Raw genomic sequence first — 25845 nt, forward strand, 5'->3', positions numbered from 1 at the left:
GGTCAGAAGCCTCCGGTAGTCTTCGGATTCCGCATCATATATCCGAGCCCACGGCGGGTCATAATATATTCTGGGCGGCTCGGGTCATCTTCAATTTTCTCGCGCAGCCGGCGAATCGTTACATCTACCGTCCGCACGTCTCCAAAATATTCGAAGCCCCATACAGCCTGCAGCAGATGCTCCCTGGTCATCACCTTGCCACTTTGCTTAGCCAGGTATTGCACCAGCTCAAACTCCCTATGTGTCAGGTCCAAGGGCACCTCGCCTTTATACACCATATACATATCGCTATCGATAAAAAGGTCATGGATTTTAAAACCTTGCCTGGCGTCCGCCTCAACGGGCGGTGCCGATAATGCCTTTGCCTGGCGGCGCAGATGGGCTTTCACCCGTGCCAGGAGCTCCCTCGTGCCAAAAGGCTTGGTAACATAATCGTCAGCACCCAGCTCCAGGCCGAGCACCTTATCGATCTCATTATCCTTTGCTGTCAGCATAATAATGGGGGTATTCAGCTTCATCCTGACCTCACGGCATACATCCATACCATCTTTAACCGGCAGCATTAAATCTAGTAAAATAAGGTCAGGCAGCTCCTGAAAAGCAAGCTCCACCGCTCTGCCTCCATCATAAGCGCAGATGACCTCATGGCCTTCCTTCTCCAAATTAAACTTTAATATATCCGCAATCGGTTGTTCATCATCGACAACGAGAATTTTCGCCATCCTTACGATCACCGCCTGTTCATTTCTCAATTTCTCCACTTTATCTTAACACATCCTGGGCTAAAAAGAGATAAGGCGCGACTGCAAACCACCCTTGAGACAAGTCTTTTTAGCAGAAATAGGGGCAGGCTGCGATCCTTTTTTCACTGTGGGCTCCTGCCCTCGCCTTTGACGGTAAAACTAAAGGTCTGTGGAGCCGCTTCACGGTAAGCTTTACTGATGCCTTTGTGGGCAATCTCCGATTTATCGACTTTTTTGTAAGGGATATTTAAGAAGACTTCCTTTTGAAAGGGAAAAAAGGAAAGCTCGACCACCTCCTGATCTACCCAGGTAATACGCTTTTTATTGAAATTGACGTCAGCATTGGCAACAGAGCTGGAGTTGGCTCCGGAGCCGGAGTCTGAAGCATCCAGCGGATAATGCAGCCCCTCAGGAAATAACTCATACTGCTCGGTAGGTGTACCCGGTGCTTCCATGCATAGGAATAAAGATAGTTCATCACATATAAGCAAAACCCTCAAATGATGCTGCAATTCCGTTTCGTCTTCGATTTGCAGACGGGTTTTCAGCATGGTTTGTCTGGCATATTCATGGTTTAAATAGGGGGTAGCCTTCTCGTTTTTGATTCTCTCAAACAATGTCGTATACAACAGGCTGCACAATAAGGCCGAGTATTCGCTTTGCCGCTGCACTTCATCCACACCTTGCATATAATGCGGAAATCTCGGCTGAAGCGGAAAATCTCGAAACGAATACGGTCTTTGCTTCGCATCATTCCAAAAGGGCGAGCCGTCCAAGTCGATCCAGCTTCGGTCATGCTGGTGTGCCGCATACACCAAGTCATCCCTTCGCTGCTTGCCAATCAGCAAATCCTCGCTCCACACCGCTGCAAGCTCCCCCGCAGCGTGGCCATGGTCGTGCTGGGCAATCATAATGAACGACTCTTCTTTTTCATACACGATCATCTGGATCAAATCCCCTCTTTGCTAAAATGAACAAGCCCCGAAACCCTTTCATATCAAGGAATTTCGGGACTTGCTCTCAGTGTCGCTTTACATGGTGCCTAGCCTGGTAAATTTTTCATTAAAATGTGTTTCATCACGACTCGAATTGGTTTATAAAGAGTATAAGTGCTAGCGGTTTAAATACTTGGATGGATTCTCAGAGACATCATTTCTTATCACCTCGAAGTGCAAATGAACACCAGTAGAATTTCCGGTACTGCCCATAATTCCAATTTTCTCGCCTTTTTCCACGATCTGCCCCACTGAGGTTTGGATTGAACTCAGATGTCCATATAAAGTCTTATAACCATTCAAATGGTCGATAATGATATAGTTGCCGTACCCGCCCCCGTTTCCAGTAAAACTAACTTTACCCGTGTCCGAAGCTAGTATCGTTTTGTTGGACGAGGTCAGGTCAATCCCTTTATGCAACGCGCCCCAACGATATCCAAATGTACTGCTTACTTTCGAGCCAATAACCGGCCAAGCGTACTTGCCTGTGCCTTCACCTGTAATAACCTTAGTTCCTTTGCGTACCAGTGCTTTTACGGGCTGCTCCACAATTTCTTCGCCCTGAATCGTTTCCTCAATCATGATTCCATTAATCTTGGTAACCATGACCGATATTTTCTTCAAGCCGTTTTTTCCTTGCTTTAAGACTTCATCCGTTCCGAGCATCATATTGTTATCTTTCTCATATTCCGTATCAAACTGGATTTCCTGCTTCTCAATCACTTTCTCTACCGTTCTGACAGCTAACGTAGGCTGCAGCACCGTCAGGTCCAGCTTTTGCCCAATCTTGAGTTTATCGTCAACAACCGTCGGATTGTTCTGGTAGATCACTTGTTTGGAAATATTAAGCTTGGACGCAATGCAGGAAACACAATCGCCTTGCACTACCGTATATTGGACAGGCTGCACATTGCCCGTTTCTAGCTTTTGTCTAAGCTCGTCCGGATTCGCTACATCCTGTGGCTGGATTGGAATATCTTTAAGCTCCACCTTTTGGACGAACTCAACCTTTTGCAGTATCGTTTCTTCTGCAGGCTCAGATGGGGAAGCCGATAAAATCCGCACTTGGTTCGGATCCTTCTTTTTCACCAAAGCATTGCTTTTTATTTGCTCCAGCAGCTCATTAGCCGTTTCGGGGTTTTTTAATACGCCGACTTTTTGACCATCAACCAACAGCTCCGTACCAATCGGATAAGCCGTTATATAGGAAGCTAACCGCTCTAATACCTGCTTGTCATTCGGAGTTGCCATGAAAGCCCTTTCAGTTGTATAGGTAACCTCGGGCTCTTTAACGATCATTCTCAAATTAGAGCTATTCGTCGCTATTTCCTTTACTTTCGCAGCCTCGAACTGCTCTACAATAGCTTGGTCTGACACTGTGCCAATATTCTGGCCATCTACGCTCACATGTACCACTTGGATCATATTGCTGGCGATATAAGAATTGCCACTCCATACTACGGCACTAATGATCGTTGCAACGGATACGGTCTTCACTAAGGTCCATTTATGTATAAGGAGTCCTTGATAGGCTCTGGGTTCCGCTAATTGTAAGGGTACTTGTTGTTCTTTTATGGGTTTGACCCGCAGCTTGAGAGCCAAATGGTGGAATGGGGTATTGGATAGGTTGCGCTGGGAGTTGTCCAGCAGCTTCTTTAGCCAGCCCATTTTCTGAAAAAATGCCATGTTGTTCTCCTTTAATTGTGTTTTTTTGCGAATTACATAAACCTGCCTATAATTCGGACATACTAAAAAAGTAAATACTCTTAACTAATTTAACATAATTGGACTGTGAAATTCAACACATATAATGGTAGCTGGATTTTATGGGAATCCAATCATGGCGGAGGCGTGAATAATATATGGAAAATATTAGGGCAATATTCAATAGCTTGGGTGAAATGGAGGCCGCTGCAGCGATGCTGCGGGAGCAAGGGGTTATTGATATTAAGCTGCAAAATCAAGCTGCGAACGGGGGTTATACCTTGGAGTCGATGCAATCAAGTCTAATAAGCGGAATCGGTGACGACGAGGGCGCCTCCGGATCGGAATGCATCATGGAGGTTGTGGTCGAGTCGTCACGATTCCGCCAAGTGGAGGATACCATTGCGAGATATGGAGGGGCGATTTAAAGGACAGGCGTTGAGCTAAGGCTTACAATGGCTTGATCATACCTAGAAGCTGGGAGTATTCTTCCGGCTTCAAATAATTTTGCAGCAGCTTCTCGATGCTCGATAGCTCGCTTGCTGTAATCCCATCCTCCATCATCAAGGAAATATGTTGGATTTCTGCTTGCGGGACACGCGTCAGCAGCTTGAAAATTTGGTTTTTGTCGTCATTGGACAATTGTTCCTTCTTCTTGGTAAACTCCTCGCCGGAAACGACAACCTTCCCACCCGCTCCCGAGAGGATATCAGGTTCGGCAGGGCTGCCGGTCGAGCTCGAAGATGACGAGCTCCTCGAACCATTAGCTGGCGAATTGCCCATGTCACTATCCAAGCTTGTAGATCTGCTGGCATCTGCGATGGTTCCATTTGCTGCGCTTGCATTAGGCTTAGCCTCAGGCTCAGGTTTGGAACCAAGCTTGGATTCAGGCTCGCTCTTTAACGGCTCTGCGCTCCCGTCCACTGCCTGCTGGTGCCCAAACACGGCTAAAGCGTCTTCCTGCTGCTGCGTGGCCCCCTGGGTCGTCGGTATAGCTTTAGGCGGCAGGGTGCTGCCATTTGCCTCTGCTGCCAGCTTCGTTTCGCCGAATAACCGGTAGCCTTGCGCCTGCTTGCCCAAATGCGCCATAAACTGCGACCAATTGGGTGCCGCTATTGCCGTTGACTTCAATTGGTATTGATCGAGAACCATATCGATATAGGCATTCATTACTGTAAAGGTACATACCACACATACCAGTGAGGTGATCATGATGCTGACGCATAGCTTGATCATAGCCTGTATAAGCTTCATTATTTTATCCGCTCCTGCCATTCTGGTCTCAGCAGCACCGCATACACGGCACTCCTCTTTCAGTATGGACGGTTTTTTGCCAACTCAATCCAAATGCAGCAAAAAACCTCCCCATCCCTTAAACAGCAAAGGGTGGGGAGGCGCTATAGGAAAAATCTAATTAAAATATCGGCTTAACCAAATTCGTTTGCTCACGGTTGCGACCTACCGAGAAGATTGTAATCGGGATACCGGTTAGCTCCACTACACGGTTAATATAGTTGCGTGCGTTCTCAGGCAGATCCTCTAGCTTGCGGACGCCTGTAATATCTTCGCTCCAGCCTGGCAGCTCTTCATATACGGCCACACACTCGGACAGCATTTTCAAGCTGGCCGGGTAATGCTCGATCGTTTGGCCACGGTATTGGTAGGACGTACAAATCTTGACGGTTTCTAGACCCGCCAACACGTCCAGTGAGTTTAGGGATAATCCGGTAATGCCGCTTACTCTGCGGGCATGGCGGATTACAACGCTGTCGAACCAGCCGACGCGGCGAGGACGGCCGGTTACGGTTCCGTACTCATGACCCTTCTCACGGATCCAATTGCCAATCTCATTGTTTAGCTCCGTTGGGAACGGACCGTCGCCGACACGTGTCGTATACGACTTCGCTACGCCGATTACTTGGCTGATCTTGCTCGGGCCTACGCCAGAGCCGATACATACGCCGCCAGCCGATGGATTCGATGAGGTCACATAAGGATAAGTACCTTGGTCAATATCAAGCATAACGCCTTGCGCGCCTTCGAACAATACTTTGCGATCCTCGTCAATTAAATCATTAAGGATAACGGAAGTATCGGTGACGTAAGGGCGAAGACGGTCAGCATAACCCAAATACTCAGCAATGATTGTATCCGCATCTACAGCCGTAGAGCCATATACTTGCTCGATCAGTACATTTTTCTCAGCAACCACTTGGCGTACACGGTTCGTGAATTCTTCTTCATCCATCAAGTCAGCAATCCGAATCCCGTTTCTTGCTGCTTTATCCATATAACATGGACCGATCCCTTTACGGGTCGTACCGATCTTATTATCGCCCTTGCGGTCTTCTTCCAAACCATCAAGCAACAAGTGGTACGGCATAATGACATGTGCACGGTCACTAATTTTCAAATTGTTCGTTGTAAAACCGTTATCGTGAATATATTGAATCTCGTCGAGAAGCGCGCCTGGATTAATAACCATGCCATTTCCGATCACGCAAACTTTATTTTCATAAAAAATGCCCGAAGGAACCATTGTTAATTTGTACTTTTTATCATCAATCAAAATCGTATGACCTGCATTGTTACCACCTTGGTAACGTGCAACCACTTCTGCAGACTCTGCAAGGAAATCGGTAATTTTACCTTTTCCTTCATCGCCCCATTGGGTTCCGACAACCACAACCGTTGACATGCAACCTAACCCCCATCAGGTGAAAACTCACCTATAATTAGCCAAAAGGCTCAAAGCACCTTTAGTATTCTAGCAGTTTTACGTACAAAAGTCAATAAAAACGAACGATTAGGCAAGCGTTAACCCCATTGTTCGGGCACTGCTCTGTAAAGGTTAAAAAGATTAATAATTGCCTACACGATCTGCCTAATTTACGAACTTTAAGATATAGCCAAAGCGTTGACTTTAAGCATGGACACGGTCCAACCCGACAAACTTGTTGAAATTTTTCAAAAAAGCGAGCTCTACCGTGCCCACCGGTCCATTCCGCTGCTTGGCAATAATGATTTCGATAATATTTTTCTTCTCGGACTCTTTATCATAATAATCATCCCGATACAAAAAGGCCACGATATCCGCATCTTGCTCAATCGATCCGGATTCCCGCAAGTCCGACATCATCGGTCGCTTATCCTGCCGCTGCTCAACGCCACGGCTTAATTGCGACAGCGCAATGACGGGCACATCCAGCTCACGCGCGATTTGCTTAAGCGTACGCGAGATTTCCGATACCTCCTGCTGCCGGTTATCACCCTTGCCTCTGCCATGGATTAGCTGCAGGTAATCGATCAGGATCATCCCAAGCCCGCGCTCCTGCTTGAGCCTGCGGCACCTGGCCCGGATGTCCGCGACGGTCACTGACGGCGAATCATCAATATAGATGTTCGCCTCCGACAAGGAACCGATCGCCATCGTCATCTTCTCCCAATCCTCAGCCTCCAAGAGGCCTGTACGCATGCGGGTTGCATCCACATTCGCTTCCGCACAAATCATCCGCTGTACGAGCTGGGGGGCGCCCATTTCCAGGCTGAAGATGGCGACGGTTTCCTTCTCGCGCACCCCTACATTTTGCGCAATGTTCAAGGCAAAGGCCGTCTTTCCTACCGATGGACGGGCGGCGACGATAATTAAATCGGAACGCTGGAAGCCCGAGGTCATCTTATCCAAATCCTGAAAGCCAGACCGGATTCCCGTCGTTCCGCCTTTATTGTTATACAGGTATTCAACCTTGTCGAATACCTCCATTAAAACATCGCGTATCGCCACAAATCCGGTTGTCGAGCGACGCTGGGAAATTTCCAGAATCTTTTTCTCAGCCTCGCCCAGAAGCTCGCCTACATCATCCGTGCTGGCATACCCATCGGTAACGATACTTGTCGCTGCGCGGATTAAACGCCGCAGCATCGACTTCTCCTCGACGATTTCCGCATAGTAATCAATGTTTGCGGCTGTGGGAACGGCACTAGCCAACTCAGACAAATACTTGATCCCGCCAATTTCCTCCAGCTGCTGTTTGTTTTGCAGCTTGGAGGTCAGCGTAATCAAGTCAATGGGTTCCTCCTCGTCGGCCAGCTCCAGCATCGATTCGAAGATCCGCTGATGCGAGGTGCGATAGAAATCGTCGGCACTGATCCTCTCTACCGCCGTGACGAGCGAATCGCTGTCAAGCAAAATAGCGCCGAGCACGGCCTGCTCGGCTTCCAAATTTTGCGGAGGGATTCGGTCTAGAAATACACCCTCATTCAATTGCGTTCCCTCCCGGGTTGTTTTGCTAATGGATAGCTCACTTGTCTTCGCTTACGTGGATTTTCAGCTTTGCTGAAACCTCAGGGTGCAGCTTAACGGCAACCTCTGTCACACCCAATGTACGAATCGGATCCTCCATTTGAATCTTGCGTTTGTCCAGCTTAAGCTTGAACTGCTTTTCTACTTCCTCCGCTACCTGCTTGTTGGAAATAGCTCCGAACAGGCGGCCGTCCTTACCCGACTTCGCCGTCAGCTCCACTGTGATTTCCCCTAGCTTCTGCCCAATCGCTTCAGCATCCGCTTTATCCTGGTCTTTCTTGCGTTGCTCAGCCTTCTTCTGTTGGTCAAGCATCTTTACAGACGACTCATTTGCTGGAGCTGCTAGCTTTTGCGGTAATAAAAAGTTGTTCGCATAGCCCTCTGAAACCTCTTTCAGCTCGCCTTTTTTCCCTTGTCCTTTAACATCCTTTAGCAAAATCACTTTCATTCAAAAAGCGCCTCCTCCGAGTTCATCTCCGTTAATATATCTTTCAGCTTTTGCATCGCATCGCTAAGCGAACCTTCGAACTGGGTGGCTGCATTCGTTAAATGCCCGCCGCCCCCCATCCGTTCCATCACAATCTGTACATTCAATTGCCCTAAGGAGCGTGCACTGATCCCAACCAGCCCATCGGGGCGCTCGCTGATCACGAAGGATGCCATCACTCCGGTCATCGTCAGCAACGTATCTGCCGCTTGGGCAATTAAGAGCTGCGGGTATTTGCGGTTGGGCTCCGTTACAGCCAAAGCAATATGGTTAAAAATAACCGTTGCGTTCTTAATCACCTCAGCACGCTTAATGTAGGCTTCCAAATCCTCCTTCAGCAACCGCTGGATAAGTGAGGAATCCGCCCCATTGCGCCTCAGGAAGGAAGCCGCTTCAAACGTTCGGGCTCCGGTGCTTAAGGTGAAGCTTTTCGTATCGACCACAATGCCGGCTAACAGTGCAGTCGCTTCAAGCACGCCCATCGTTAAGCGGTCGTTGAAGTATTGCAGCAGCTCCGTTACCAGCTCGCAGGTCGAGGAAGCGTAAGGTTCCATATAAACCAAAGTGGCGTCTTGGATAAACTCCTCGCCTCGCCTGTGGTGGTCTACAATAAATTTGCGCTGTGTTAGCTGCAGCAGCTTGGGCTCCGCCAGCATTGAAGCTTTATGCGTATCTACCACAACCGCCAAGGAGCGCTGGTTCATGATCTGCATCGCTTGCTCCGGCGTAATAAACCACCGGTTCAGCTTCTCATCCTCAGCAATCGTATCCATCAGCTTTTGGATGGAAGGATTAACCCCTTCTAACACAATATAGCCTTCCTTATTGCTGACATGGACCGCCTTCAGCACGCCAATCGCGGCTCCTATTGAATCCATATCGGGGTAGCGATGCCCCATAATAATAACCTTGTCACATTCTTTGATCAAGTCACGCAATGCATGGGAAATGACACGTGCCCTTACCCGTGTCCTTTTCTCAATCGCATTGGAACGTCCTCCATAGAAGGACAGCCGTTCCCCAATCTTGACCGCCACCTGGTCGCCACCTCGGCCCAGAGCCATATCCAAGCTGGTCTGTGCTAGGCGCCCTAGCTCAGCCAGGGAGTCATTGCCAGACGCAATCCCAATGCTCAGCGTCAGCTGCAGCTTGTGCTCAATGGTGAGGTCGCGCACATCGTCCAGAATTTCAAAGCGCGATTGCTCCAGCATCTTCAAGCCCTTCTGGTCGATCAAGATCAAATACCGGTCTGACGCCGTACGCCGCAAGAATACATTGTATTTCTGCGCCCACTCGGTAATTTCGCCGGTCACGCGAGCCATCATAACGCTGCGTGTTTGGTCATCCATGCCTTGGGTGGCTTCATCCAAATTATCCATCATAATAATCCCGATCGACAGCCGTTCTTCCTCATGACGTATGGATAACGTTTTGAAGGCGGTAATATCGGTGATATACAGCAGCTTTTCATTAGGTCTAACCTGCACCTGGTAAATATTTTTACCTATTGCCATCTCTAGCTTTGCTGGTTCCTTATCCTTGCGCCCCTTCAATACTGGAATTAAATCCAGCAGTCCCTCACCAATCAAAGAGTCCTTGCCAAGCATCTTCCCTACAAAAGGATTATGCCATTCCACAATTTTCTCTTCATTGTAAAGTAATATGCCCATGGGCAGCTCATTAATGACCTCACTGCCCGCCCGTTTGATACGATGTGATAATGTGGCCACATAACGGTTCAAATCCTTGCGGAAGGCCTGCTCAGCTTTAATAGTAAAGAAGCCTAAGGCGCCAGATACAACCAAAGCGATCACACCGACCACCCACTGGTAGTACATCAGCACAAAAATAAGGGTAGTCAATACAGCAAAAATCCATACGATATGCAAGCCGTGCCAACGCTTTAGCAGGAACTTCGGCATTCATTTCGCTCCTAATCCAATCTTTATTTTCGGGTCACACGTTCGCGGAGCGGAAACGCAACATCGAATACCCCAAGCAAACTTAATATAAAATAGGCTGGAGCAAAAACCAATGAGATCACAATAGCAACGATCGGCAATGCCCGGTTCCAGCCTTTAATATGAGCCACGAAAAATAGAAATGAAATCGCCTGCACAGCGAATAAGAAAGTTAACAGAGGCAATAAGTTAAGCAGCATCGTAAAGAGGATTGAGCTCGTATCCTTGACTAACATTTCCATGAATAAGGCAATCACATAATACCATACCAATGATCTGTGGAGCTTCCACTCTCGAATCGGTTTAAGACCGGGTATCTTCTCGCCAGAGCGATTAAGCAATTTCCTCGACAACCAATGTGTGATTAATACTAAGAAAAAGGAGAAGCCAATCATGTACAACGGAACCAGTTGGCTTGCAATTTGCACAAGCAGGTCTTTGTCGACAACCAGCGCATTTTGCATTTGGACAGGCAATGTTTGGATACTTTCGAGCATAAACTGTTTCATTTTATCAATGAGATTAAGTCCAAATGCATAGCTTACAATTAAGCTTAGCAGCAGCTCCGCTATCAAAGTAACCGTTCCCGCTGTGAGTACACTTCGAGCCGGTGCACGTTTCTTGTACATATTGCCCATTTGGATAACTGGCGGCAAGAAAAATAACGATATAGCAATTAGCAAAACAGCAACCCAACCCATAAAAAGCAGTGAGGTCACAAGATAAACCGCAACCAAGCTTATCCCATAAAACAATAAAAATCGTTTCGTATCCAGCTTCACATACTGTACAAGCAACGGTACCATCAACAAACAGATCGTAATGCTATTGACTAGCGGTACCAATATAGACAGCAGTAAAACAACTGTTGCCAAACCCCAACCCAGTAATCCCAAGGAACCCTTCCTCAACACTTTCACCTCTTATGCGAATGTTCGTCCAAAGCTCTAGGTATTTCCACACGGTCAGACTTGACTATTATAACACATCTCACACCTTTTGTTCTGCTTGCCACAGCTTGAAGCAATAATCAATGATTTCCCGCCTGCGGATAATCCCTATAAAGACCTCACTATCATCGATAACGGGCACATAGTTTTGATTGGTCGCCAGCAGGATCAGGTCCTGCATCTGCTGGTCGATACGTACAGGCTTAATGTCCATATGCTGGGCAACATCCTTCAATTGGATCTTATGCGTATTGTCAAAACCAATTTGCGGTTCATGCTTCAGCTTCCACAATAAATCACCCTCTGTGATAGTACCTACATATTTGCCATCATCACCAATAAGCGGCACTGCCGAATAGCGGTGGTATTCCATTCTTTCAAGCGCTTGGCGCATGGTCGAATTTGGAGATAAGTAAATAACTTCATCTTTAGGCACAAGAAAAAACGCGATATTCACAAAACCAACCCTTTCCAACTGAAGTAACCGAACCCCGTATGCATTTAATAATACACTATGACGCATATAGAAGATATACGACAGAGCCGTCCCTTTATTTTATCAAATGTAAGCGTCTTGTACTATGAAAAAAAACAGCCCGCACATAGCCGGCTGTTCAGGTACTTCCTATTTCTTGTTATTTAACTGTTATTTGTACGTACCATTTAATATTGGAATAAGTAACCGTGATTCTTGCCTTACCTTTCCCTGTTGCTTTGATCATGCCATCTTTCACATCAGCGATCATGCTATTCGATGACTGCCATAATGCAGGGATTGTCACATCTTCATCCGTACCATCAGAGTAACTGCCTGTTGCAGTCACTTGGGCTTCTTGGCCCTCTGTAAGGTCCAGCTTAACTACATCAGTTTTCAAATATTTCAACGTATTTACATCTACTGGTAATCCAATCGACTTGCCACCGAAGGTTCCGGTAACTATTGTTTTACCAGAGCCGGTTGCAGTTATTGTACCCTTCACAACATCGGCTACTTTATAAGAAGCAGTTTTCCAAGTCGCGGCTGAGGTTACATCCCTTATACTTCCGTCAGCAAGCGTGGCGGTTAATATGACCGTCACATTGTCTCCTGTTTTCATTGAAATAAACCGACGGTCCACTTCCAGCTTTTGTACAACACCGATCTCTACGGCAATCGTAACGCTCTTCCCACCATAAGTTGCTGTGATTGTAGCTTTACCTCGTGCTACTGGAGTCACCGTTCCTTTAGATACTAGTGCAACCTTCGAATTGCTGGATTTCCACTCCGCTTCGTTAGTAACATCTCTGCTGGCACCTAATTCATCGACTGCCTCTAGCGTAATTTGCCTGATCGCATCACCCAAATCAAAAACTAGGTAAGTTGTACTGGGCGTTAATGAGCTTGCCGTATCTACATTCACTGTAACTCTAACTGACTTGCCATCAAATGTAGCCGTCACTTCGGTAACTCCAGTATCCTTAGCAGTAATTAAACCATTTTCTACGATTGCAACCTTAGTGTTCGAGCTTGACCATACTGCATCGTCTTGTACACTGTTCGTCGAGCCATCTTTATACTTGGCTGAAACAACGACTTGCTGTGTTGCTCCTTTTCGTAACACGACCTCAGAGACGTCAGCGGTTAAGCTGAGAAGTACACCGACAGACACTTGAATCGTTACCGTTCTTGTACCATAGGTTGCTGTGATTGTGGCAGAACCTGTACTAGTTCCCGTTATCGTACCATTATGAACATCTGCAATTGCTGACGAACTTGTCGTCCATACTGCGCTGCTTGTAACATCAACATCTTCGCCATCTACAAACGTCCCCATCAATACGACAGTTTCTACACCGCCCGCCTCAAGGTTTACTATTTTCTTGCTAACTTTGAGATAACTTGGAATATCTACCTGTACCTTGGCTGTAGCACTCTTCCCCCCGTATGTAGCTGTTACATTAGCTTCTCCTGCCGTATAAGAAGTAATTTTACCTTGAGAAGTGTAAACAATCGAATCATCGGTTCCACTCCATTTGGCAATACTTGTTACATCTTCAACAGTTCCATCAGCATAAGTGGCATGTAGTGTGAGCTGCTCCGTCATACCGGTTTGCATAATTACACTATTTTTATTAAGCTTCAGAAGCCTTGGTACTTCTACATCTACAGTCATGGTGACCTGCTTCTCTCCATATTTCGCTGTAATCACAGCTTCACCTACAGCATTGGCAGTAAGTTTACCTTTATATACATACACAACACTTTCATTACTGGAGGTCCACTCAGCGCGACTGGCAACATCCTCGGTGCTTCCAGTTGGATAAGTGGCGGTTAACGTCATTTGTTCAGTAATATTTTTCTTTAAAAAAAGCTCCTGCTTATTTAAGGACAACTTCAGCGTACTGTCCACATCTACTTTTAAAGTTGCTAGTTTGGCTCCATAAGTCGCTGTAATCGTTGCTTGTCCCGTTGCGTATCCGGTAATTTTACCTTTTATCACATCAGCTGTAGTTCCATTATCCGTACTCCATGTGGCCTTATCTGTTACTACTTCTGTTGTTCCATCCGAATAAGTAGCGATTACCGTTACTTGCTCTGTTCCACCTTTTTGCAAGGATACGGTCTCCTTGCTAAGTTCAATCCGCCGAGGCATATCCACATCAACAATGATGGAAACTTCCCGCTCTCCATATTTAGCTATAATCAGTGCTTCGCCTACAGCATTGGCAGAAATTTTCCCTTTATATACATAGGCGATATTCTCGTCGCTCGATGACCATTCCGCACGTTCCGTAATCTCTTCTGTATTTCCATTTGAATATGTTGCAGTAAGCGTCAATTGCTCCGCCGTACTATTTTTCATCAATAGCTCTTGCTTATTTAAGTCCAGCTTAATGGCATTATCAACTTCGACTTTAATGGTTGTTGATTTGGTTCCATAGCTTGCCTTGATCGTTGCTTGACCAGGTCCATACCCTGTAATCTTTCCTTTTAAAACATCGGCAACCGTTTCCTTATCTGTACTCCAATCAGCTAATAGCGTAACATCCTCGGTTGTTCCATCCGGATATGTGGCTGTCAAAGCAACAGTCTCAGTCCCATGCAGCAATAGAGAAACCTCCGATTTGGCTGCATCGACACGCTTTGCGATCTCAACATTTACTGGCAGCGTCAAAGTCTGATTACCGTACTTAGCTGTAATCGTAGCTGTTCCCGAGCTAAGACCCTTAACTGACCCGTTCGTGACAGTTGCAACCGAATTACTATCACTGCTCCAATCCGCCTTGGTAGTTACATCCTCGGTTGTTCCATCATCATAATAGGCGGTAAGAACAACACTCTCTGAATGATTGAGTCGTAAATCAATTTTCTGCTTATCTTTCGTCAATGCTTTGACTTTCTTACTGACTATGACATTAACCAGAACGGTTTTCCCATTATAAGTTGCCGTAATAACGGCCGTTCCTTCTTTCTTGCCTGTTATACCGCCTGCATAAACGGTCGCATTCTCTGTAGACCCTGAAACCCACTCGGTCTTCACGGTTACGACCGAAGTACTATTGTCTGTATAGACGGCTGTAGCCGTTAGATTAACGGTACTGCCAACTTCTAATGATACTTCATTTTTACTTAATACCAAGCTAGCGATAGTTTCTTCTGCGAATACCACCTGTGAATTATTATTAATTACGACTACTCCTATAAATACCAATAGAAGGGTTACAATCCTAGTAATGTGAAATCTCATCATTTGCTTTACCTCCGTAATTTCAAGAATCCTCCAAGCACTAATCCATACATCCTACTGGCAGCCTTATAACTTGTACTCCTACGCATCACACCTTATATCAATATCGGATTACACACACAAAAAATGAATACTTCAGTTAAAGTAATTAGTGAGGGGACGGGTCTTGTGTTACTTAAATTACTACAGATGATTACGATTTATGGACAAAAAAAAAGAAACAGCTGGCTAACGCCTGCTATTTCTCCTACTGTTTACTATTCCGTTGTATATGGCAGCAACGCGATTTGACGGGAGCGTTTGATGGCAATTGTCAACGCACGTTGGTACTTAGCGGATGTTCCTGTAACACGGCGTGGAAGAATCTTGCCACGCTCGCTGACAAATTTCTTCAGCGTTTCGATATCCTTATAATCAATGTGAGTGATTTTGTTCACAGTGAAGTAACATACTTTCCGACGCTTGCCGCCTTTGCCGCCCTTACGGCCGCCAAATTTGCGCTCGCCGCGTTCTTCGCTGTTGTTGTCTCTTCTTTGAAAGCCCATCGATGCACAATCCTTTCTACGTTAAAATGGCAAATCATCATCCGAAATATCAATCGGTTTTCCGTCATCCTGAAACGGATCTTGATTGTTGTCGCGTGTTACGGCAGGACGCTGTTGGGTATAGCCTTGACCCTGGCTACCACTTGTTCCTTCTTCACGATTTCCTCCGCCACTATTGGGGGATTCCAAGAAACGTACATTATCAGCAATGACTTCCGTCACATAAACGCGGCGGCCTTCATTATTGTCATAGTTACGCACTTGCATTCTGCCTTCTACTGCGGCAAGTCGACCTTTACGCAAATAGTTGGCACATGTTTCAGCAAGCTGACGCCATGTCACAATAGGGATAAAGTCTGCTTCCCGCTCCTTCTGTTGATTAGCAAAAGGACGATCTACAGCCAAAGTAAACGTAGTTACAGCAACTCCTGCTGGAGTGTACCGCAATTCAGGATCTTTAGTCAGCCTTCCAATCAAAATCACACGATTAAGCAATCTAAAACCCTCCCAGCATGTCAATTACAGCATGTTTAATTCATGACTTACGCTACATCTTGTGTGATCAGGAAACGAATGATTTCATCAGAAATCTTCATTACACGATCAAGCTCGGTCAATACGGCATTGTTAGCGTTAAACTTAACTAACACATAATGGCCATCACGATGCTTGTTGATCTCATACGCAAGACGGCGCTTACCCATTACATCATGCTTCGTAATTTCTCCACCGTTGTTGATGATGTTTTGAAACTTTTCAACCGTAGACTGAACAACTTCCTGCTCGATGTCTGGACGAATGATATACATAATCTCATATTTGCGCATGGTTTCACCTCCTTTTGGACTAAACGGCTCCACAGTACGGCTTATGCCGAACAGAGCAAGGAGCGAGCAATTAAACTTTATTCAAAACTCGCACCACAATATTATAGCAAAACCACAATACAATAACAAGCTATATTCCTAGCGTAAAGCTAGAGCAGCTTAGGTATGGCAATTATTGGCCTTTATAGCATCATAGAGCTTAGGGAACTCTATATTTAGACTGCTAAAAAATACTAATAAAGGCTGGCTCATGAATGTTGGGATCTTCATAGCTTCTGCATAGCTAGAGGATTCTCGAAGGTTTTTCTGAAGCCTTACCTATAAAAAGGAGCGTAATTATGAAATATACCTGTACCCTCTTGTTTACAGCTATTGGCGCAGCTCTTTGTTTGATGCATATGATCGGGCACGACTCTGATCCGGTCTACATGATATTTTACAGCCTTAGTGTACCAGCTTGGTTCTATTCGACTTATACCTACACGAACGTAAACCCGCTTCTGCTCTACTCGCTTACGATCCTATCCTGGACGTTAATCGGCTATATAATCGACCGGTTATACGTACGCACCCAAAACAAGTCAAGGAATGACGCACAATAAAATGATCATGAGAATGATTATCCTTCTCAGTTAGTTACTTTTTATAATAAGCTTTACTTTAGTAAGTATATAGACTATAATCTTTTTATAGATACTTACACAGCAGGGAGGTTAGCAAAATGGGCAAATGCGCATGTGGTAACACACAAAACACCGAAGGTAACTGCGATGGTTCGCACGCAAAGAAAGATGCTAAGTAATCGATAACAACTGGTTCATAGAAAAAGGCCGCGATCCTCGTGATCGCGGCCTTTTTCTATGACTTACATCATCCAAGCTCCCAAACCTACACGGATCTGCCCGGAAGGGTCTGTAATTGAGCTTCATATTGGGTGAACGAGGCGTTGTGGATTGGAAATGGGGATATGTGCATAATACCTGGCTCCGGCTTTTTTCGGAGATATCCACATGTGGATATTCCGTTTCGCCCTATTCTTTCGGTTATCCACAACTATGTATAAACTATTTCAAGGCAATTATACCTTAGTGATGGGTGACCCATCCGGGGGCGCAAAATGCATCGATGTGAAAATTAACATCCTATAACACTTGGGGACTTGATTACACGCGATCCTGGGCACGCGTTATTACACCCGTAATTAGAACTGTTGAATCAAGTCTTCCATCTCTATTGCCTTAATATCTTCGACAGTAACCCACCGCCATTCATCCGCAGCATCAGCGCTCGCATTTTCTCGGCAATCAACGAATCTCACACGCATCCCTAACGTATTTGTCTCATCGAATCCCGCAATATAACCGCGCGCTGTTTCGTTATGAACCGTTATCATTACCGGTAATATAGCCGCGCGTGCTGACCGCAACAATTCCATTATGTAAGTTTTATCGTCTTCCGTAAGATCAGGGCTTTTAATTAGCGCAAATTTTTTAGCGACGTACATTGCTTTATTCGGTTTCTTCATAAATGTATACCTCCTACATAAGAACATTTGTTCTTATTATAACCGATCTATATGCGTATTAGTCAAGTGTCTTCCTCATCCTTTCGTCCCATTCATGCAGATAGCGCTCCTAGCTAATTAAACGGATGATCAGCGCTTAGACAATTAGACAAAGATCAGCTATATACCGATATAAGTCAGGGAGTGTTACAAGGCAACTTGTATCCTTTTCATCCTCGAATCTAGCCGCAGCAGCAGGTTACGATACGTTGCGCACAGGCTCGAATGGAACATACTCTCGATAACTCTTCCGTTGATATATGGTTTATTAGGGTCAACCTCGTCCAATCCCATCCGCTAGCCAATAAAATATATGCATGCTCCCCTCCGGTATTCAAGCACTTAGACGGCATCGGTCTCCGTCCACATGTGCGTAAGCCCGGCAATTCAACGTTATCCACATGTGTATATCTTTTTCATTCCATCACTTTACTGTTGGATGACAAATACGTTTATTCACAATAAAAAACCTCCTACGTAGATAAACGTAGAAGGTTAATGGTTCAGTTAGGCGTAATGAAATCATCTAGCGCCTAAACGTATGTATTTCGGTCAGCTATCGGTCACATACCGTACTGAGAACGCCGTAGTGGCGCGCTCTAGCGGTACTTACGGAAAGAGTGGGAGTCGAACCCACGCACGCCTTGCGACGCCTAACTGATTTCGAGTCAGCCCCCTTGGACCACTTGGGTACCTTTCCATGTAAAATCGGACAAACATTATTCTATCACAGTCAATAGAGCAATTGCAAGCCCTGATTTTCACCATTTTTCCATACAGATGAAAGCACTTAATTTTCAGTGTCTACAGGAGCCGCCAGCGGATTGGAACGCAGTACCTTTTTCAGTTTGCTTTCGAATTTGGCACGTGGAACAAGCACACTATGCTTACATCCCACGCATTTGATGCGTATATCCATGCCTAGCCGGATTACCTCCATCTCATTGCTTCCACAGGGATGGGGCTTTTTCATTTGCACAATATCCCCTAGTAGATACTGCTTCTTTTCCACATTTATTCCCCCCTTGAACTAGCCATTTCTAAACGGAACTTATCAAGCGCCTTTTTGACTTCTGCATTGATAGCTCGCGTTATTTGCACTTGCGTATTAGGCTTGCATTCCACACTGGCCCGTATGGTCATTTCCGTGGCTCCTAGTGCCTGGACGCCTAATACTTCAGGCTCCTTGACCATGTTTACGTTATTTTCGTAATTTTTCATAACCGTCTCATGCAATATCTTTAATGCATCATCAATATTCATGTCATTGGGCACTGCAATATCCATGATAGCAATGGAATTATGGACCGAGAAATTGGTTACCTGCAATATCGTTCCGTTCGGAATAATATGGACTTCTCCTGTTAGTGTACGGATAATAGTTACCCTAAGTCCAATTTCTTCAACAGTACCTTTATAGACGCCACTCTGGATGACGTCACCTACTGCAAATTGGTCTTCGAATATAATGAAGAAGCCTGTTATCACATCTTTCACTAAGCTTTGCGCACCAAAGCCTATCGCTAAACCGACCACACCAGCTCCTGCCAGCAGAGGCTCCAGCCTAATCCCGAATTGATTCAAAATCATAAGAATCATTATAAAGTTCACTACATACGAGGTTATATTCCCTAGCAGTTTCCCAATCGTCTTGGTACGCCTGCGGTCGAGGTTAAGCGGATTTCGCGCCCGTTCTATCATCATATGTTCCAACGTTTTATTAGCTACCTTAACTATAAGTTTTGCTGCTATTAGAATAAAAACAACCTTGATAATAATAAAAATAAATCCCATCCATACAGCGGGGTTCACTATATAACGGATCAACTCATTGCTTAACTTCTCCCATGAATTGATAACCTCAGCAGCTGAAGTTTCTGCAACGAGTACTGATTGCCAATGCTTCATAGCTTTTTCCCACCTTATACCTTAACATAATAGTCTTCTTCCTTCGCAAAAATACCTCGGATTTCCACACGTTCCTCCAGCACGATTTGTTTTACTCGTTCGAGATCCTCCGAAGGAAACTCCAATGATAAAGCACATCCCGCTGTGATCTGCTTAGGTGTTGGACACATATCATTCTCAATATCTGCATATTCAAGCAACATCTCGGCACGTAGAGCTTGCTGTGTGGAATCGAAGGCTATCAATAACATCATCTCTGTACCTCCCCCATAATTTATGGAGTTATGTATAAATTGCCATCGCCGACCGTATACTAGTAAAAATTCGAATTCTTTCTAGATACGGAGGTTATTTTATGAGATTACCTTTTCATAGAGAAGTCATGAGTCCACAAGTATTAGAAAATTTAAAGGTGCAACATTCCGAATATAATATTATCGATATTTTATCGGATAGGCTTTTATTGATTTTGAAACAAATCCCGTCCCAGCAGCCCATTATTATCGTTTGTGTAGGCACAGATCGGTCTACAGGGGATTCCTTAGGCCCGCTTGTTGGATCCTATTTGCAAAAGCATACCATAAACGGCATCCATCTATATGGTACCTTAGACCAGCCCGTCCATGCTGTCAATTTAAAGGATACTTTAGATTCCATTGGACTGCTATATGACAATCCATTTATCATCGCCATTGACGCTTGCTTAGGCCAGCTATCCAGTGTTGGTTGTATCCAAATTGGCAATGGTCCTGTGAAGCCTGGAGCAGGGGTGAATAAAGACCTCCCGCCCGTAGGCAACATGCATATAACAGGAATCGTCAACGTTGGTGGTTTTATGGAATATTTTGTCCTCCAAAACACACGCCTTAGCCTGGTCGTCAAGATGGCTGAGGTCATCGCCCAAGCCTTCCAAGTAGCACTAAGCAGCTCTAACCGGTTCCCTACTTCTTTTGCCCAGATCGATGGATAGCTTCCTTCTCCTCAGGTGACAGTGTATAGGTGGATTGTCCCTTCTCCAACGGCTTCGCGAACACATAGGTTTCATCTCGATTATGAATGCCTGACAGTACCATGCCGTCCTGCTCATCATCTACCAATGCAATGGAAAAGCTCAAATCGTTGCCGCTCTCTGCAAACGCATTGTAGCGGTAGACGCCTAAGTTTGATTTCATTTTCTTCATTTGCAGTACAATAGCATTCATATTTTGCTGCATGTTTTTCGCTTCGCTTGTCAACGCCGCGTGTTTTTCCTGCAGGTCGATTAAGGCCTTCTCCACATCCAAGCTGGAATCTCCATTGAGCATACTTGTATAGTTAGTTCGAAGCTTACTTAATTTATTCCATAATACGATAACCAGAATTAGAAATACAATAGTAATAATTGAAAACAAGATTAACAATACCCTTACATCCAGTAATAAAACCAGAATCTCCAAACCCAATTCCCCCTGCTTATTGCTTATGACTTCATATGTTTTGCAATTTCTTGTACAGCAGTGACCAGCCGCTCAAGCTCTTCATCTGTTGTAAAATATCCAATGCTTGCCCGCACTGCCCCTCGTTCCATCGTACCAGCCATTTCATGCGCTAAGGGTGTACAATGATAACCTGCACGAACCGCAATTTGAAAGGTCTGGTCAAGTATAAAAGCTATCTCCGAGGAATCGGTCTGATGGATCGTAAATGATACGATTGCTGTTTTATTTTGCCCTAAATCCGGTCCCAGTATATGCACGCCTTCAATTTCTGCGAGCGATGCCATCAAATATTGGGTTTGTGCCCATTCCTTGGCATGGATCTTGCCCACAGTTTTATTCAGCACAAATTTTACACCTTCACCCAACCCTGCAATGCCTACCGTGTTTTGTGTACCAGATTCATAGCGATCAGGTCGAACCTTAGGCTGCTCGATCATTTCTGATTGGCTGCCTGTTCCTCCATACAATAAGGGAACCAATTCAATATCTGGATCTATATATAATCCGCCTGTTCCTTGTGGTCCCAGCAAGCTCTTGTGGCCAGGGAAGGCAAGCATATGGATCCCCATCTTCGTGACATCAATATCTACTGTCCCCGCCGTTTGGGCTGCATCAACCAATAGCTTAATCCCCACACCCCTGCAAAGCTCACCTAATTCCGCAATCGGCAAAATATTACCTAGCAGGTTAGAGCTATGGCTGCAAACTAATAAGGCTGTCTTAGTATTTACAGCGGCTTTCACATCATCGAGGTTAAGCTCACCCTTGGCGTTTGTTTTTACATAACTGATTTGAATGCCTCTTGTTTGTTTTAAATATTCTAAAGGCCTTCGTACTGAATTATGTTCGATTGCTGTACAAATAACATGGTCTCCTTCTTTCAGGAAGCCCATAATAGCTTGGTTTAAAGCCATCGTCGTATTTAAAGAGAAGGAAATATCATTGGGGTTTTTGACTTTGAACAGCTTTCCCAATTGCTTACGGGTTTCGAATAAAACCCTGCTTGCTTTAACAGCCATTTGATGGCTGCCTCTCCCAGGGTTGGCTCCATAGTGCAACATGCATTCCTGCATTGCCTCAAGCACGGCAGGCGGTTTAGGCCAAGATGATGCCGCATGGTCTAAGTAAGCAACGTCCAATCTAATCACCCTTCCTTTACGAAAAGTAGCATACCTATTCGCCCCAAGTGAGAAGGCAATAATAAGGTATGCTACCTATTTTATCATGATTGATTTCCTACTAAAAGCAACCCCAGCAATAAGACATATCCTTATAGGTTGCCTTAAAGCATTCCCATGTAAACTATGAAATTTTCCCTTGCAAAATTTGCAACAATCGATCTAGATCATCCTTGGAATAATACAACAACTCGATTTTACCTTTATTGTTATTATTCTTGATTTTAACCGTTGTTCGATACATTTCCCTTAAATTCTCTTCTAGCTCATTAATATAAGGATCGCTCTTTTTCGATTTTGCTTTTGCCTTTGTACTTTCAGGCTTGTCTTCGAGCCTTTTTACTTCTTCTTCAAGTTCTCGCACACTCCATTGTTCCTTAATCGCTTTTTCAGCCAAAGTGCGTATAATTTTGGCATCCTTTAAGCCGATAATTGCTTTAGCATGCCCCATGGAAAGTGTTCCACGTGAAACATATTGTTTCACCTCTTCGGGCAATTGCAGCAACCGTAAAAAGTTAGCGATATGAGACCTGCTCTTCCCTACCTTCACGGACAGCTCTTCTTGGGTTAAAGAAAACTGGTCAATTAAGGCCTGATAAGCTATTGCGATTTCAAGAGCATTTAAATCCTCGCGCTGCAAATTTTCTATAAGGGCAATTTCCATAACCTGCTGATCGGTAAATTTCTTGATTACTGCTGAGATAGTAGCTAAACCACATACCTGTGAAGCCCTGAATCTGCGTTCCCCGGCGATGATTTCATAGCCCTTTAACACGCTTCTTACAATAATCGGTTGAATAACACCATGCTCTTTAATGGATGCGGCCAATTCCTTAATGGAATCATCGTTGAAATTTCTGCGCGGCTGATAAGGGCTTGGTCTAAGTTGAGATAATGGAATTTCCATAACTTTATCATCATCATTAATGCTTAGTGCAGGCAATAATGCATCTAAACCTTTTCCTAGACGTTTGCTCAAAGTCCAATCACTTCCTTCGCCAATTCCATATAAACTTCAGCACCTTTAGAGCGTGGATCATAGGTTATAATCGATTGTCCATGACTTGGTGCTTCACTCAATCTAACATTACGTGGGATAATTGTCTTGTACACCTTTTGCTGGAAATATTTCTTAACTTCTTCAATAACCTGCATCCCTAGATTGGTTCTTGCATCAAACATCGTTAGCAAAACACCTTCAATTTGCAAGGTAGTATTCAAATGCTTTTGCACCAAACGAACGGTGTTAAGAAGCTGGCTTAAGCCTTCTAGCGCATAATACTCACATTGAATAGGAATAATGACGGAATCTGCCGCAGTTAATGAATTTACTGTGAGGATGCCCAATGACGGCGGACAATCAATGAGAATATAATCATACAAATGCTTAACTAAATGCAAAGACTTTTTCAAACGCACTTCTCTTGATATCGTTGGAACCAACTCAATTTCTGCTCCTGCCAATTGAATCGTAGCCGGCAAAATTTTGAGATTCGGAATATTCGTATCCACGATTGCATCCTTAGGATGTATATCATTGATAATAACATCGTATATACAATATACGACATCAGCCTTATTAATTCCAATACCGCTAGTCGTATTTCCTTGTGGATCGATATCAACAAGCAGCACTTTCTTTCCCAAAGAGGCTAATGAAGCACCTAGGTTAACGGATGTAGTTGTTTTACCCACTCCACCCTTTTGATTCGATATCGCTATAATCTTGGACAAAATCTGTTCACCTCAATATCTAATAAGAACGTTTTACCTTTTATATAGGAATACCAGCTATCTCTTTGGTATTTTAATAACAATCTCGTAGTGGTCCTCATAATCTTGTTCGGAAGTATTAATCTGTAAGCCTGAGGAAGTTACCATCTCGACAGATTGCCTGATCGTATTAAGTGCCAGCCGAACGTCCTTAGAAAAGGATACTCGTTGCTTCACTTTCTTATTAGAAACCGTTTCCTTCAAAAACTGAATGCGGCTTTCTGTTTGTTTTACATTTAATTCTTTGCTAATAATATCCTGAAGCACTTTAACCTGTAATTCTTCTTCATGTAGAGATAATAAAGCACGAGCATGTCTCTCCGTAATTTTCCGTTCCATTAAGGCCGTCTTAACGGGGTCACTAAGGTTTAACAGCCTGATTTTATTAGCTATCGTCGATTGGCTTTTACCAATTCGTTGAGCCAAGCTTTCCTGGGTTAGCTTATGTAAATCTATAAGTTGCTGGTAAGCACTAGCTTCTTCAATAGCCGTCAAACCTTCTCGTTGCAAGTTCTCGATTAAAGCGATCGATGCTGCTTGCGAATCATTGAAATCACGGACAATAGCTGGAATGGTTTCCATACCCAGCTTAGTGACAGCCCGCCATCTACGCTCGCCTGCAATTAACTCAAAAACATTATTACGTACTCGCACAATAATCGGTTGGATAACACCTAACGTCTTAATCGTCTGGCATAGCTCTTCAATTCGCTCATCATCAAAAATCGTTCTGGGCTGATATGGACTTGGGACAATATCTTGAATAGCAATGTTTTTTATCTCGTCGGAGGAAGTTTTTTCGGTGAATCCAAACAATTTAGAAAGTTGTTCCTTCATACCCTAACCACCCGATCTTTTTTCCGCAAAATAGCACCCAGTTTGCCAGTTTGCCGTACTATATTAATTCTCTAAACATATTACTTTTCCTGCTTCTTCCATAAAGATACGTAAAATGTTCCACGTGAAACATTAAAGCATTAATGGAGTTTTCAAGGGAGTACCTGCTTTGCGCGGGTAAGCTTTGGGAGTAGGTGAAAATTTACGTAAGAATATCAAGTTTCTCGTTGATTTATCCACATCAGGTAGATGAAAATTCCTAGTATAAATATACTTGCTGCGCAATTCATTCAGGCTATAGGCACAAGTGTCTAGCTCCTCCTGAATATCACTACCCTTCATCGCTACAAAGGTTCCTCCTACCGCAGTAAAAGGCAAGCATAATTCGTTTAAAACGACGAGTTTAGCAACAGCTCTAGCAGTAACAAGATCATAATTGTCACGATGCTCCGGCAAACGAGCGATATCTTCCGCTCTGCCATGAACACATTTCACATCAGTTAAATGGAGCTCCTGAACCAAGTGGTTCAAAAACTGGATACGTTTGTTTAAAGAATCCACAATAGTAACCTTTAAATGCGGGAAGATAATTTTCAGTGGAATGCTGGGGAAGCCTGCCCCTGAACCAATATCGGCTATATTTTTAATATCGCGTAGAGATACAAAGAAAGAGATAGAGAGGGAGTCAAAAAAATGCTTCACATATACTTCTTCTCTATCTGTAATTCCGGTAAGATTCATTTTTTCATTCCATGCTAATAATTCTTTGTAATACGTTTCAAACTGAACCAATTGGTGGTCAGTTAATTCGATATTTTTCAGTGACATTTGCGTTTTGAAATTAGCTTGTATCTCATCCATGAT

The 25845-nt window shown here is 44.4% G+C and carries 27 protein-coding genes and 1 tRNA gene; 3 read left to right on the forward strand and 25 right to left on the reverse strand.

Annotated elements, in window-relative coordinates:
- Nucleotides 1–2: 2 nt before the first annotated feature.
- From yycF to G9U52_RS20630, 3 genes are all read right to left on the reverse strand, one after another.
- A complete protein-coding gene (yycF, locus tag G9U52_RS20620) occupies nt 3–722 on the reverse strand; it encodes a response regulator YycF (protein WP_166152588.1) in 720 nt (239 codons plus the stop codon).
- 143 nt (nt 723–865) lie between these two features.
- Nucleotides 866–1687 carry a DUF3891 family protein gene (locus G9U52_RS20625; protein WP_166152512.1) on the reverse strand — a complete coding sequence of 274 codons (822 nt, stop codon included), beginning with the start codon at nt 1685–1687 and terminating at the stop codon, nt 866–868.
- Nucleotides 1688–1855: 168 nt separating this feature from the next.
- Nucleotides 1856–3424: a M23 family metallopeptidase gene (locus G9U52_RS20630; protein WP_166152513.1), complete on the reverse strand. Its 1569-nt coding sequence runs from the start codon at nt 3422–3424 to the stop codon at nt 1856–1858.
- 176 nt (nt 3425–3600) lie between these two features.
- Here G9U52_RS20630 and G9U52_RS20635 point away from each other — a divergent pair, with 176 nt between their 5' ends.
- Entirely contained in the window at nt 3601–3870 is a 270-nt protein-coding gene (locus G9U52_RS20635; RefSeq protein WP_166152514.1) for a hypothetical protein, read from the forward strand.
- A 22-nt stretch (nt 3871–3892) separates the two neighbouring features.
- Here G9U52_RS20635 and G9U52_RS20640 read toward each other — a convergent pair whose 3' ends face one another.
- The 11 genes from G9U52_RS20640 to rpsF all read right to left on the reverse strand — a co-directional run bounded on the left by G9U52_RS20640 (nt 3893) and on the right by rpsF (nt 16243).
- The gene (locus tag G9U52_RS20640; RefSeq protein ID WP_166152515.1) at nt 3893–4696 is read right to left on the reverse strand and encodes a hypothetical protein; all 804 of its coding nucleotides are present in this window, start codon (nt 4694–4696) and stop codon (nt 3893–3895) included.
- Nucleotides 4697–4856: 160 nt separating this feature from the next.
- Nucleotides 4857–6140: an adenylosuccinate synthase gene (locus G9U52_RS20645; RefSeq protein ID WP_166152516.1), complete on the reverse strand. Its 1284-nt coding sequence runs from the start codon at nt 6138–6140 to the stop codon at nt 4857–4859.
- Nucleotides 6141–6365: 225 nt separating this feature from the next.
- Nucleotides 6366–7706 (reverse strand): replicative DNA helicase, encoded by a 1341-nt coding sequence (dnaB, locus tag G9U52_RS20650; RefSeq protein WP_166152517.1) that lies wholly within the window; start codon nt 7704–7706, stop codon nt 6366–6368.
- A gap of 37 nt (nt 7707–7743) precedes the next feature.
- A complete protein-coding gene (gene rplI, locus G9U52_RS20655; protein WP_166152518.1) occupies nt 7744–8193 on the reverse strand; it encodes a 50S ribosomal protein L9 in 450 nt (149 codons plus the stop codon).
- Nucleotides 8190–10154 (reverse strand): DHH family phosphoesterase, encoded by a 1965-nt coding sequence (locus G9U52_RS20660; protein ID WP_166152519.1) that lies wholly within the window; start codon nt 10152–10154, stop codon nt 8190–8192. The genes rplI and G9U52_RS20660 overlap by 4 nt, the downstream gene beginning before the upstream one ends.
- A gap of 23 nt (nt 10155–10177) precedes the next feature.
- Nucleotides 10178–11068, reverse strand: coding sequence for a DUF2232 domain-containing protein (locus G9U52_RS20665; protein WP_243767460.1), 891 nt, complete (start codon nt 11066–11068; stop codon nt 10178–10180).
- A 115-nt stretch (nt 11069–11183) separates the two neighbouring features.
- On the reverse strand, nt 11184–11600 hold the full coding sequence (locus G9U52_RS20670) for a CBS domain-containing protein (protein WP_166152521.1): 417 nt from the start codon (nt 11598–11600) through the stop codon (nt 11184–11186).
- A 178-nt stretch (nt 11601–11778) separates the two neighbouring features.
- Nucleotides 11779–14874 (reverse strand): Ig-like domain-containing protein, encoded by a 3096-nt coding sequence (locus G9U52_RS20675; protein ID WP_166152522.1) that lies wholly within the window; start codon nt 14872–14874, stop codon nt 11779–11781.
- Nucleotides 14875–15128: 254 nt separating this feature from the next.
- Nucleotides 15129–15416, reverse strand: coding sequence for a 30S ribosomal protein S18 (rpsR, locus tag G9U52_RS20680; RefSeq protein WP_076237573.1), 288 nt, complete (start codon nt 15414–15416; stop codon nt 15129–15131).
- 21 nt (nt 15417–15437) lie between these two features.
- Nucleotides 15438–15911 carry a single-stranded DNA-binding protein gene (gene ssb / locus G9U52_RS20685; RefSeq protein ID WP_166152523.1) on the reverse strand — a complete coding sequence of 158 codons (474 nt, stop codon included), beginning with the start codon at nt 15909–15911 and terminating at the stop codon, nt 15438–15440.
- 47 nt (nt 15912–15958) lie between these two features.
- Nucleotides 15959–16243 carry a 30S ribosomal protein S6 gene (gene rpsF / locus G9U52_RS20690; RefSeq protein ID WP_166152524.1) on the reverse strand — a complete coding sequence of 95 codons (285 nt, stop codon included), beginning with the start codon at nt 16241–16243 and terminating at the stop codon, nt 15959–15961.
- A gap of 338 nt (nt 16244–16581) precedes the next feature.
- Here rpsF and G9U52_RS20695 point away from each other — a divergent pair, with 338 nt between their 5' ends.
- A complete protein-coding gene (locus G9U52_RS20695; RefSeq protein ID WP_166152525.1) occupies nt 16582–16845 on the forward strand; it encodes a hypothetical protein in 264 nt (87 codons plus the stop codon).
- A 599-nt stretch (nt 16846–17444) separates the two neighbouring features.
- On the opposite strand, the gene G9U52_RS20700 is transcribed toward G9U52_RS20695, so the two are convergent.
- From G9U52_RS20700 to G9U52_RS20720, 5 genes are all read right to left on the reverse strand, one after another.
- Nucleotides 17445–17768, reverse strand: coding sequence for a hypothetical protein (locus G9U52_RS20700; protein WP_166152526.1), 324 nt, complete (start codon nt 17766–17768; stop codon nt 17445–17447).
- Between the two features lie 651 nt (nt 17769–18419).
- Nucleotides 18420–18507, reverse strand: a tRNA-Ser gene (locus tag G9U52_RS20705).
- Between the two features lie 90 nt (nt 18508–18597).
- A complete protein-coding gene (locus G9U52_RS20710) occupies nt 18598–18819 on the reverse strand; it encodes a DUF951 domain-containing protein (RefSeq protein WP_166152527.1) in 222 nt (73 codons plus the stop codon).
- Nucleotides 18820–18821: 2 nt separating this feature from the next.
- Nucleotides 18822–19715 carry a mechanosensitive ion channel family protein gene (locus G9U52_RS20715; protein ID WP_166152528.1) on the reverse strand — a complete coding sequence of 298 codons (894 nt, stop codon included), beginning with the start codon at nt 19713–19715 and terminating at the stop codon, nt 18822–18824.
- A 14-nt stretch (nt 19716–19729) separates the two neighbouring features.
- Nucleotides 19730–19966 carry a putative Se/S carrier protein gene (locus G9U52_RS20720; protein WP_166152589.1) on the reverse strand — a complete coding sequence of 79 codons (237 nt, stop codon included), beginning with the start codon at nt 19964–19966 and terminating at the stop codon, nt 19730–19732.
- 104 nt (nt 19967–20070) lie between these two features.
- On the opposite strand from G9U52_RS20720, the gene yyaC reads away from it, so the two are divergent.
- Nucleotides 20071–20685, forward strand: a complete 615-nt coding sequence (yyaC, locus tag G9U52_RS20725) for a spore protease YyaC (protein ID WP_166152529.1) — start codon at nt 20071–20073, stop codon at nt 20683–20685.
- On the opposite strand, the gene G9U52_RS20730 is transcribed toward yyaC, so the two are convergent.
- The 6 genes from G9U52_RS20730 to rsmG all read right to left on the reverse strand — a co-directional run bounded on the left by G9U52_RS20730 (nt 20657) and on the right by rsmG (nt 25842).
- Nucleotides 20657–21151 carry a DUF4446 family protein gene (locus G9U52_RS20730; RefSeq protein ID WP_166152530.1) on the reverse strand — a complete coding sequence of 165 codons (495 nt, stop codon included), beginning with the start codon at nt 21149–21151 and terminating at the stop codon, nt 20657–20659. The two genes, yyaC and G9U52_RS20730, sit on opposite strands and share 29 nt — an antisense overlap.
- A 23-nt stretch (nt 21152–21174) precedes the next feature.
- Nucleotides 21175–22332, reverse strand: a complete 1158-nt coding sequence (locus G9U52_RS20735; RefSeq protein WP_166152531.1) for an aminotransferase class V-fold PLP-dependent enzyme — start codon at nt 22330–22332, stop codon at nt 21175–21177.
- A 163-nt stretch (nt 22333–22495) separates the two neighbouring features.
- Nucleotides 22496–23350 (reverse strand): ParB/RepB/Spo0J family partition protein, encoded by an 855-nt coding sequence (locus tag G9U52_RS20740; RefSeq protein WP_166152532.1) that lies wholly within the window; start codon nt 23348–23350, stop codon nt 22496–22498.
- Nucleotides 23347–24105 (reverse strand): ParA family protein, encoded by a 759-nt coding sequence (locus G9U52_RS20745; protein WP_166152533.1) that lies wholly within the window; start codon nt 24103–24105, stop codon nt 23347–23349. The genes G9U52_RS20740 and G9U52_RS20745 overlap by 4 nt, the downstream gene beginning before the upstream one ends.
- A gap of 57 nt (nt 24106–24162) precedes the next feature.
- Nucleotides 24163–24981 carry a nucleoid occlusion protein gene (gene noc, locus G9U52_RS20750; protein WP_166152534.1) on the reverse strand — a complete coding sequence of 273 codons (819 nt, stop codon included), beginning with the start codon at nt 24979–24981 and terminating at the stop codon, nt 24163–24165.
- A 132-nt stretch (nt 24982–25113) separates the two neighbouring features.
- Complete coding sequence (gene rsmG / locus G9U52_RS20755) at nt 25114–25842, reverse strand: 16S rRNA (guanine(527)-N(7))-methyltransferase RsmG (protein WP_166152535.1); 729 nt, start codon at nt 25840–25842, stop codon at nt 25114–25116.
- Nucleotides 25843–25845: the final 3 nt, after the last annotated feature.

This window comes from Paenibacillus agricola, assembly GCF_011440305.1.
GTDB classification, from domain to species: domain Bacteria; phylum Bacillota; class Bacilli; order Paenibacillales; family NBRC-103111; genus Paenibacillus_S; species Paenibacillus_S agricola.

Bases quoted from the DNA above. Each gene is read 5' to 3' on its own strand.
- noc (WP_166152534.1), bottom strand. From the start codon at position 24,981: ATGAAGGAACAACTTTCTAAATTGTTTGGATTCACCGAAAAAACTTCC.
- G9U52_RS20635 (WP_166152514.1), top strand. From the start codon at position 3,601: ATGGAAAATATTAGGGCAATATTCAATAGCTTGGGTGAAATGGAGGCC.
- rsmG (WP_166152535.1), bottom strand. From the start codon at position 25,842: ATGGATGAGATACAAGCTAATTTCAAAACGCAAATGTCACTGAAAAAT.
- yycF (WP_166152588.1), bottom strand. From the start codon at position 722: ATGGCGAAAATTCTCGTTGTCGATGATGAACAACCGATTGCGGATATA.
- G9U52_RS20630 (WP_166152513.1), bottom strand. From the start codon at position 3,424: ATGGCATTTTTTCAGAAAATGGGCTGGCTAAAGAAGCTGCTGGACAAC.
- rpsR (WP_076237573.1), bottom strand. From the start codon at position 15,416: ATGGGCTTTCAAAGAAGAGACAACAACAGCGAAGAACGCGGCGAGCGC.
- rplI (WP_166152518.1), bottom strand. From the start codon at position 8,193: ATGAAAGTGATTTTGCTAAAGGATGTTAAAGGACAAGGGAAAAAAGGC.
- G9U52_RS20625 (WP_166152512.1), bottom strand. From the start codon at position 1,687: ATGATCGTGTATGAAAAAGAAGAGTCGTTCATTATGATTGCCCAGCAC.
- yyaC (WP_166152529.1), top strand. From the start codon at position 20,071: ATGAGATTACCTTTTCATAGAGAAGTCATGAGTCCACAAGTATTAGAA.
- G9U52_RS20675 (WP_166152522.1), bottom strand. From the start codon at position 14,874: ATGATGAGATTTCACATTACTAGGATTGTAACCCTTCTATTGGTATTT.
- G9U52_RS20715 (WP_166152528.1), bottom strand. From the start codon at position 19,715: ATGAAGCATTGGCAATCAGTACTCGTTGCAGAAACTTCAGCTGCTGAG.
- G9U52_RS20700 (WP_166152526.1), bottom strand. From the start codon at position 17,768: ATGAAGAAACCGAATAAAGCAATGTACGTCGCTAAAAAATTTGCGCTA.
- G9U52_RS20695 (WP_166152525.1), top strand. From the start codon at position 16,582: ATGAAATATACCTGTACCCTCTTGTTTACAGCTATTGGCGCAGCTCTT.
- G9U52_RS20640 (WP_166152515.1), bottom strand. From the start codon at position 4,696: ATGAAGCTTATACAGGCTATGATCAAGCTATGCGTCAGCATCATGATC.
- G9U52_RS20720 (WP_166152589.1), bottom strand. From the start codon at position 19,966: ATGTTATTGATAGCCTTCGATTCCACACAGCAAGCTCTACGTGCCGAG.
- G9U52_RS20660 (WP_166152519.1), bottom strand. From the start codon at position 10,154: ATGCCGAAGTTCCTGCTAAAGCGTTGGCACGGCTTGCATATCGTATGG.
- rpsF (WP_166152524.1), bottom strand. From the start codon at position 16,243: ATGCGCAAATATGAGATTATGTATATCATTCGTCCAGACATCGAGCAG.
- G9U52_RS20645 (WP_166152516.1), bottom strand. From the start codon at position 6,140: ATGTCAACGGTTGTGGTTGTCGGAACCCAATGGGGCGATGAAGGAAAA.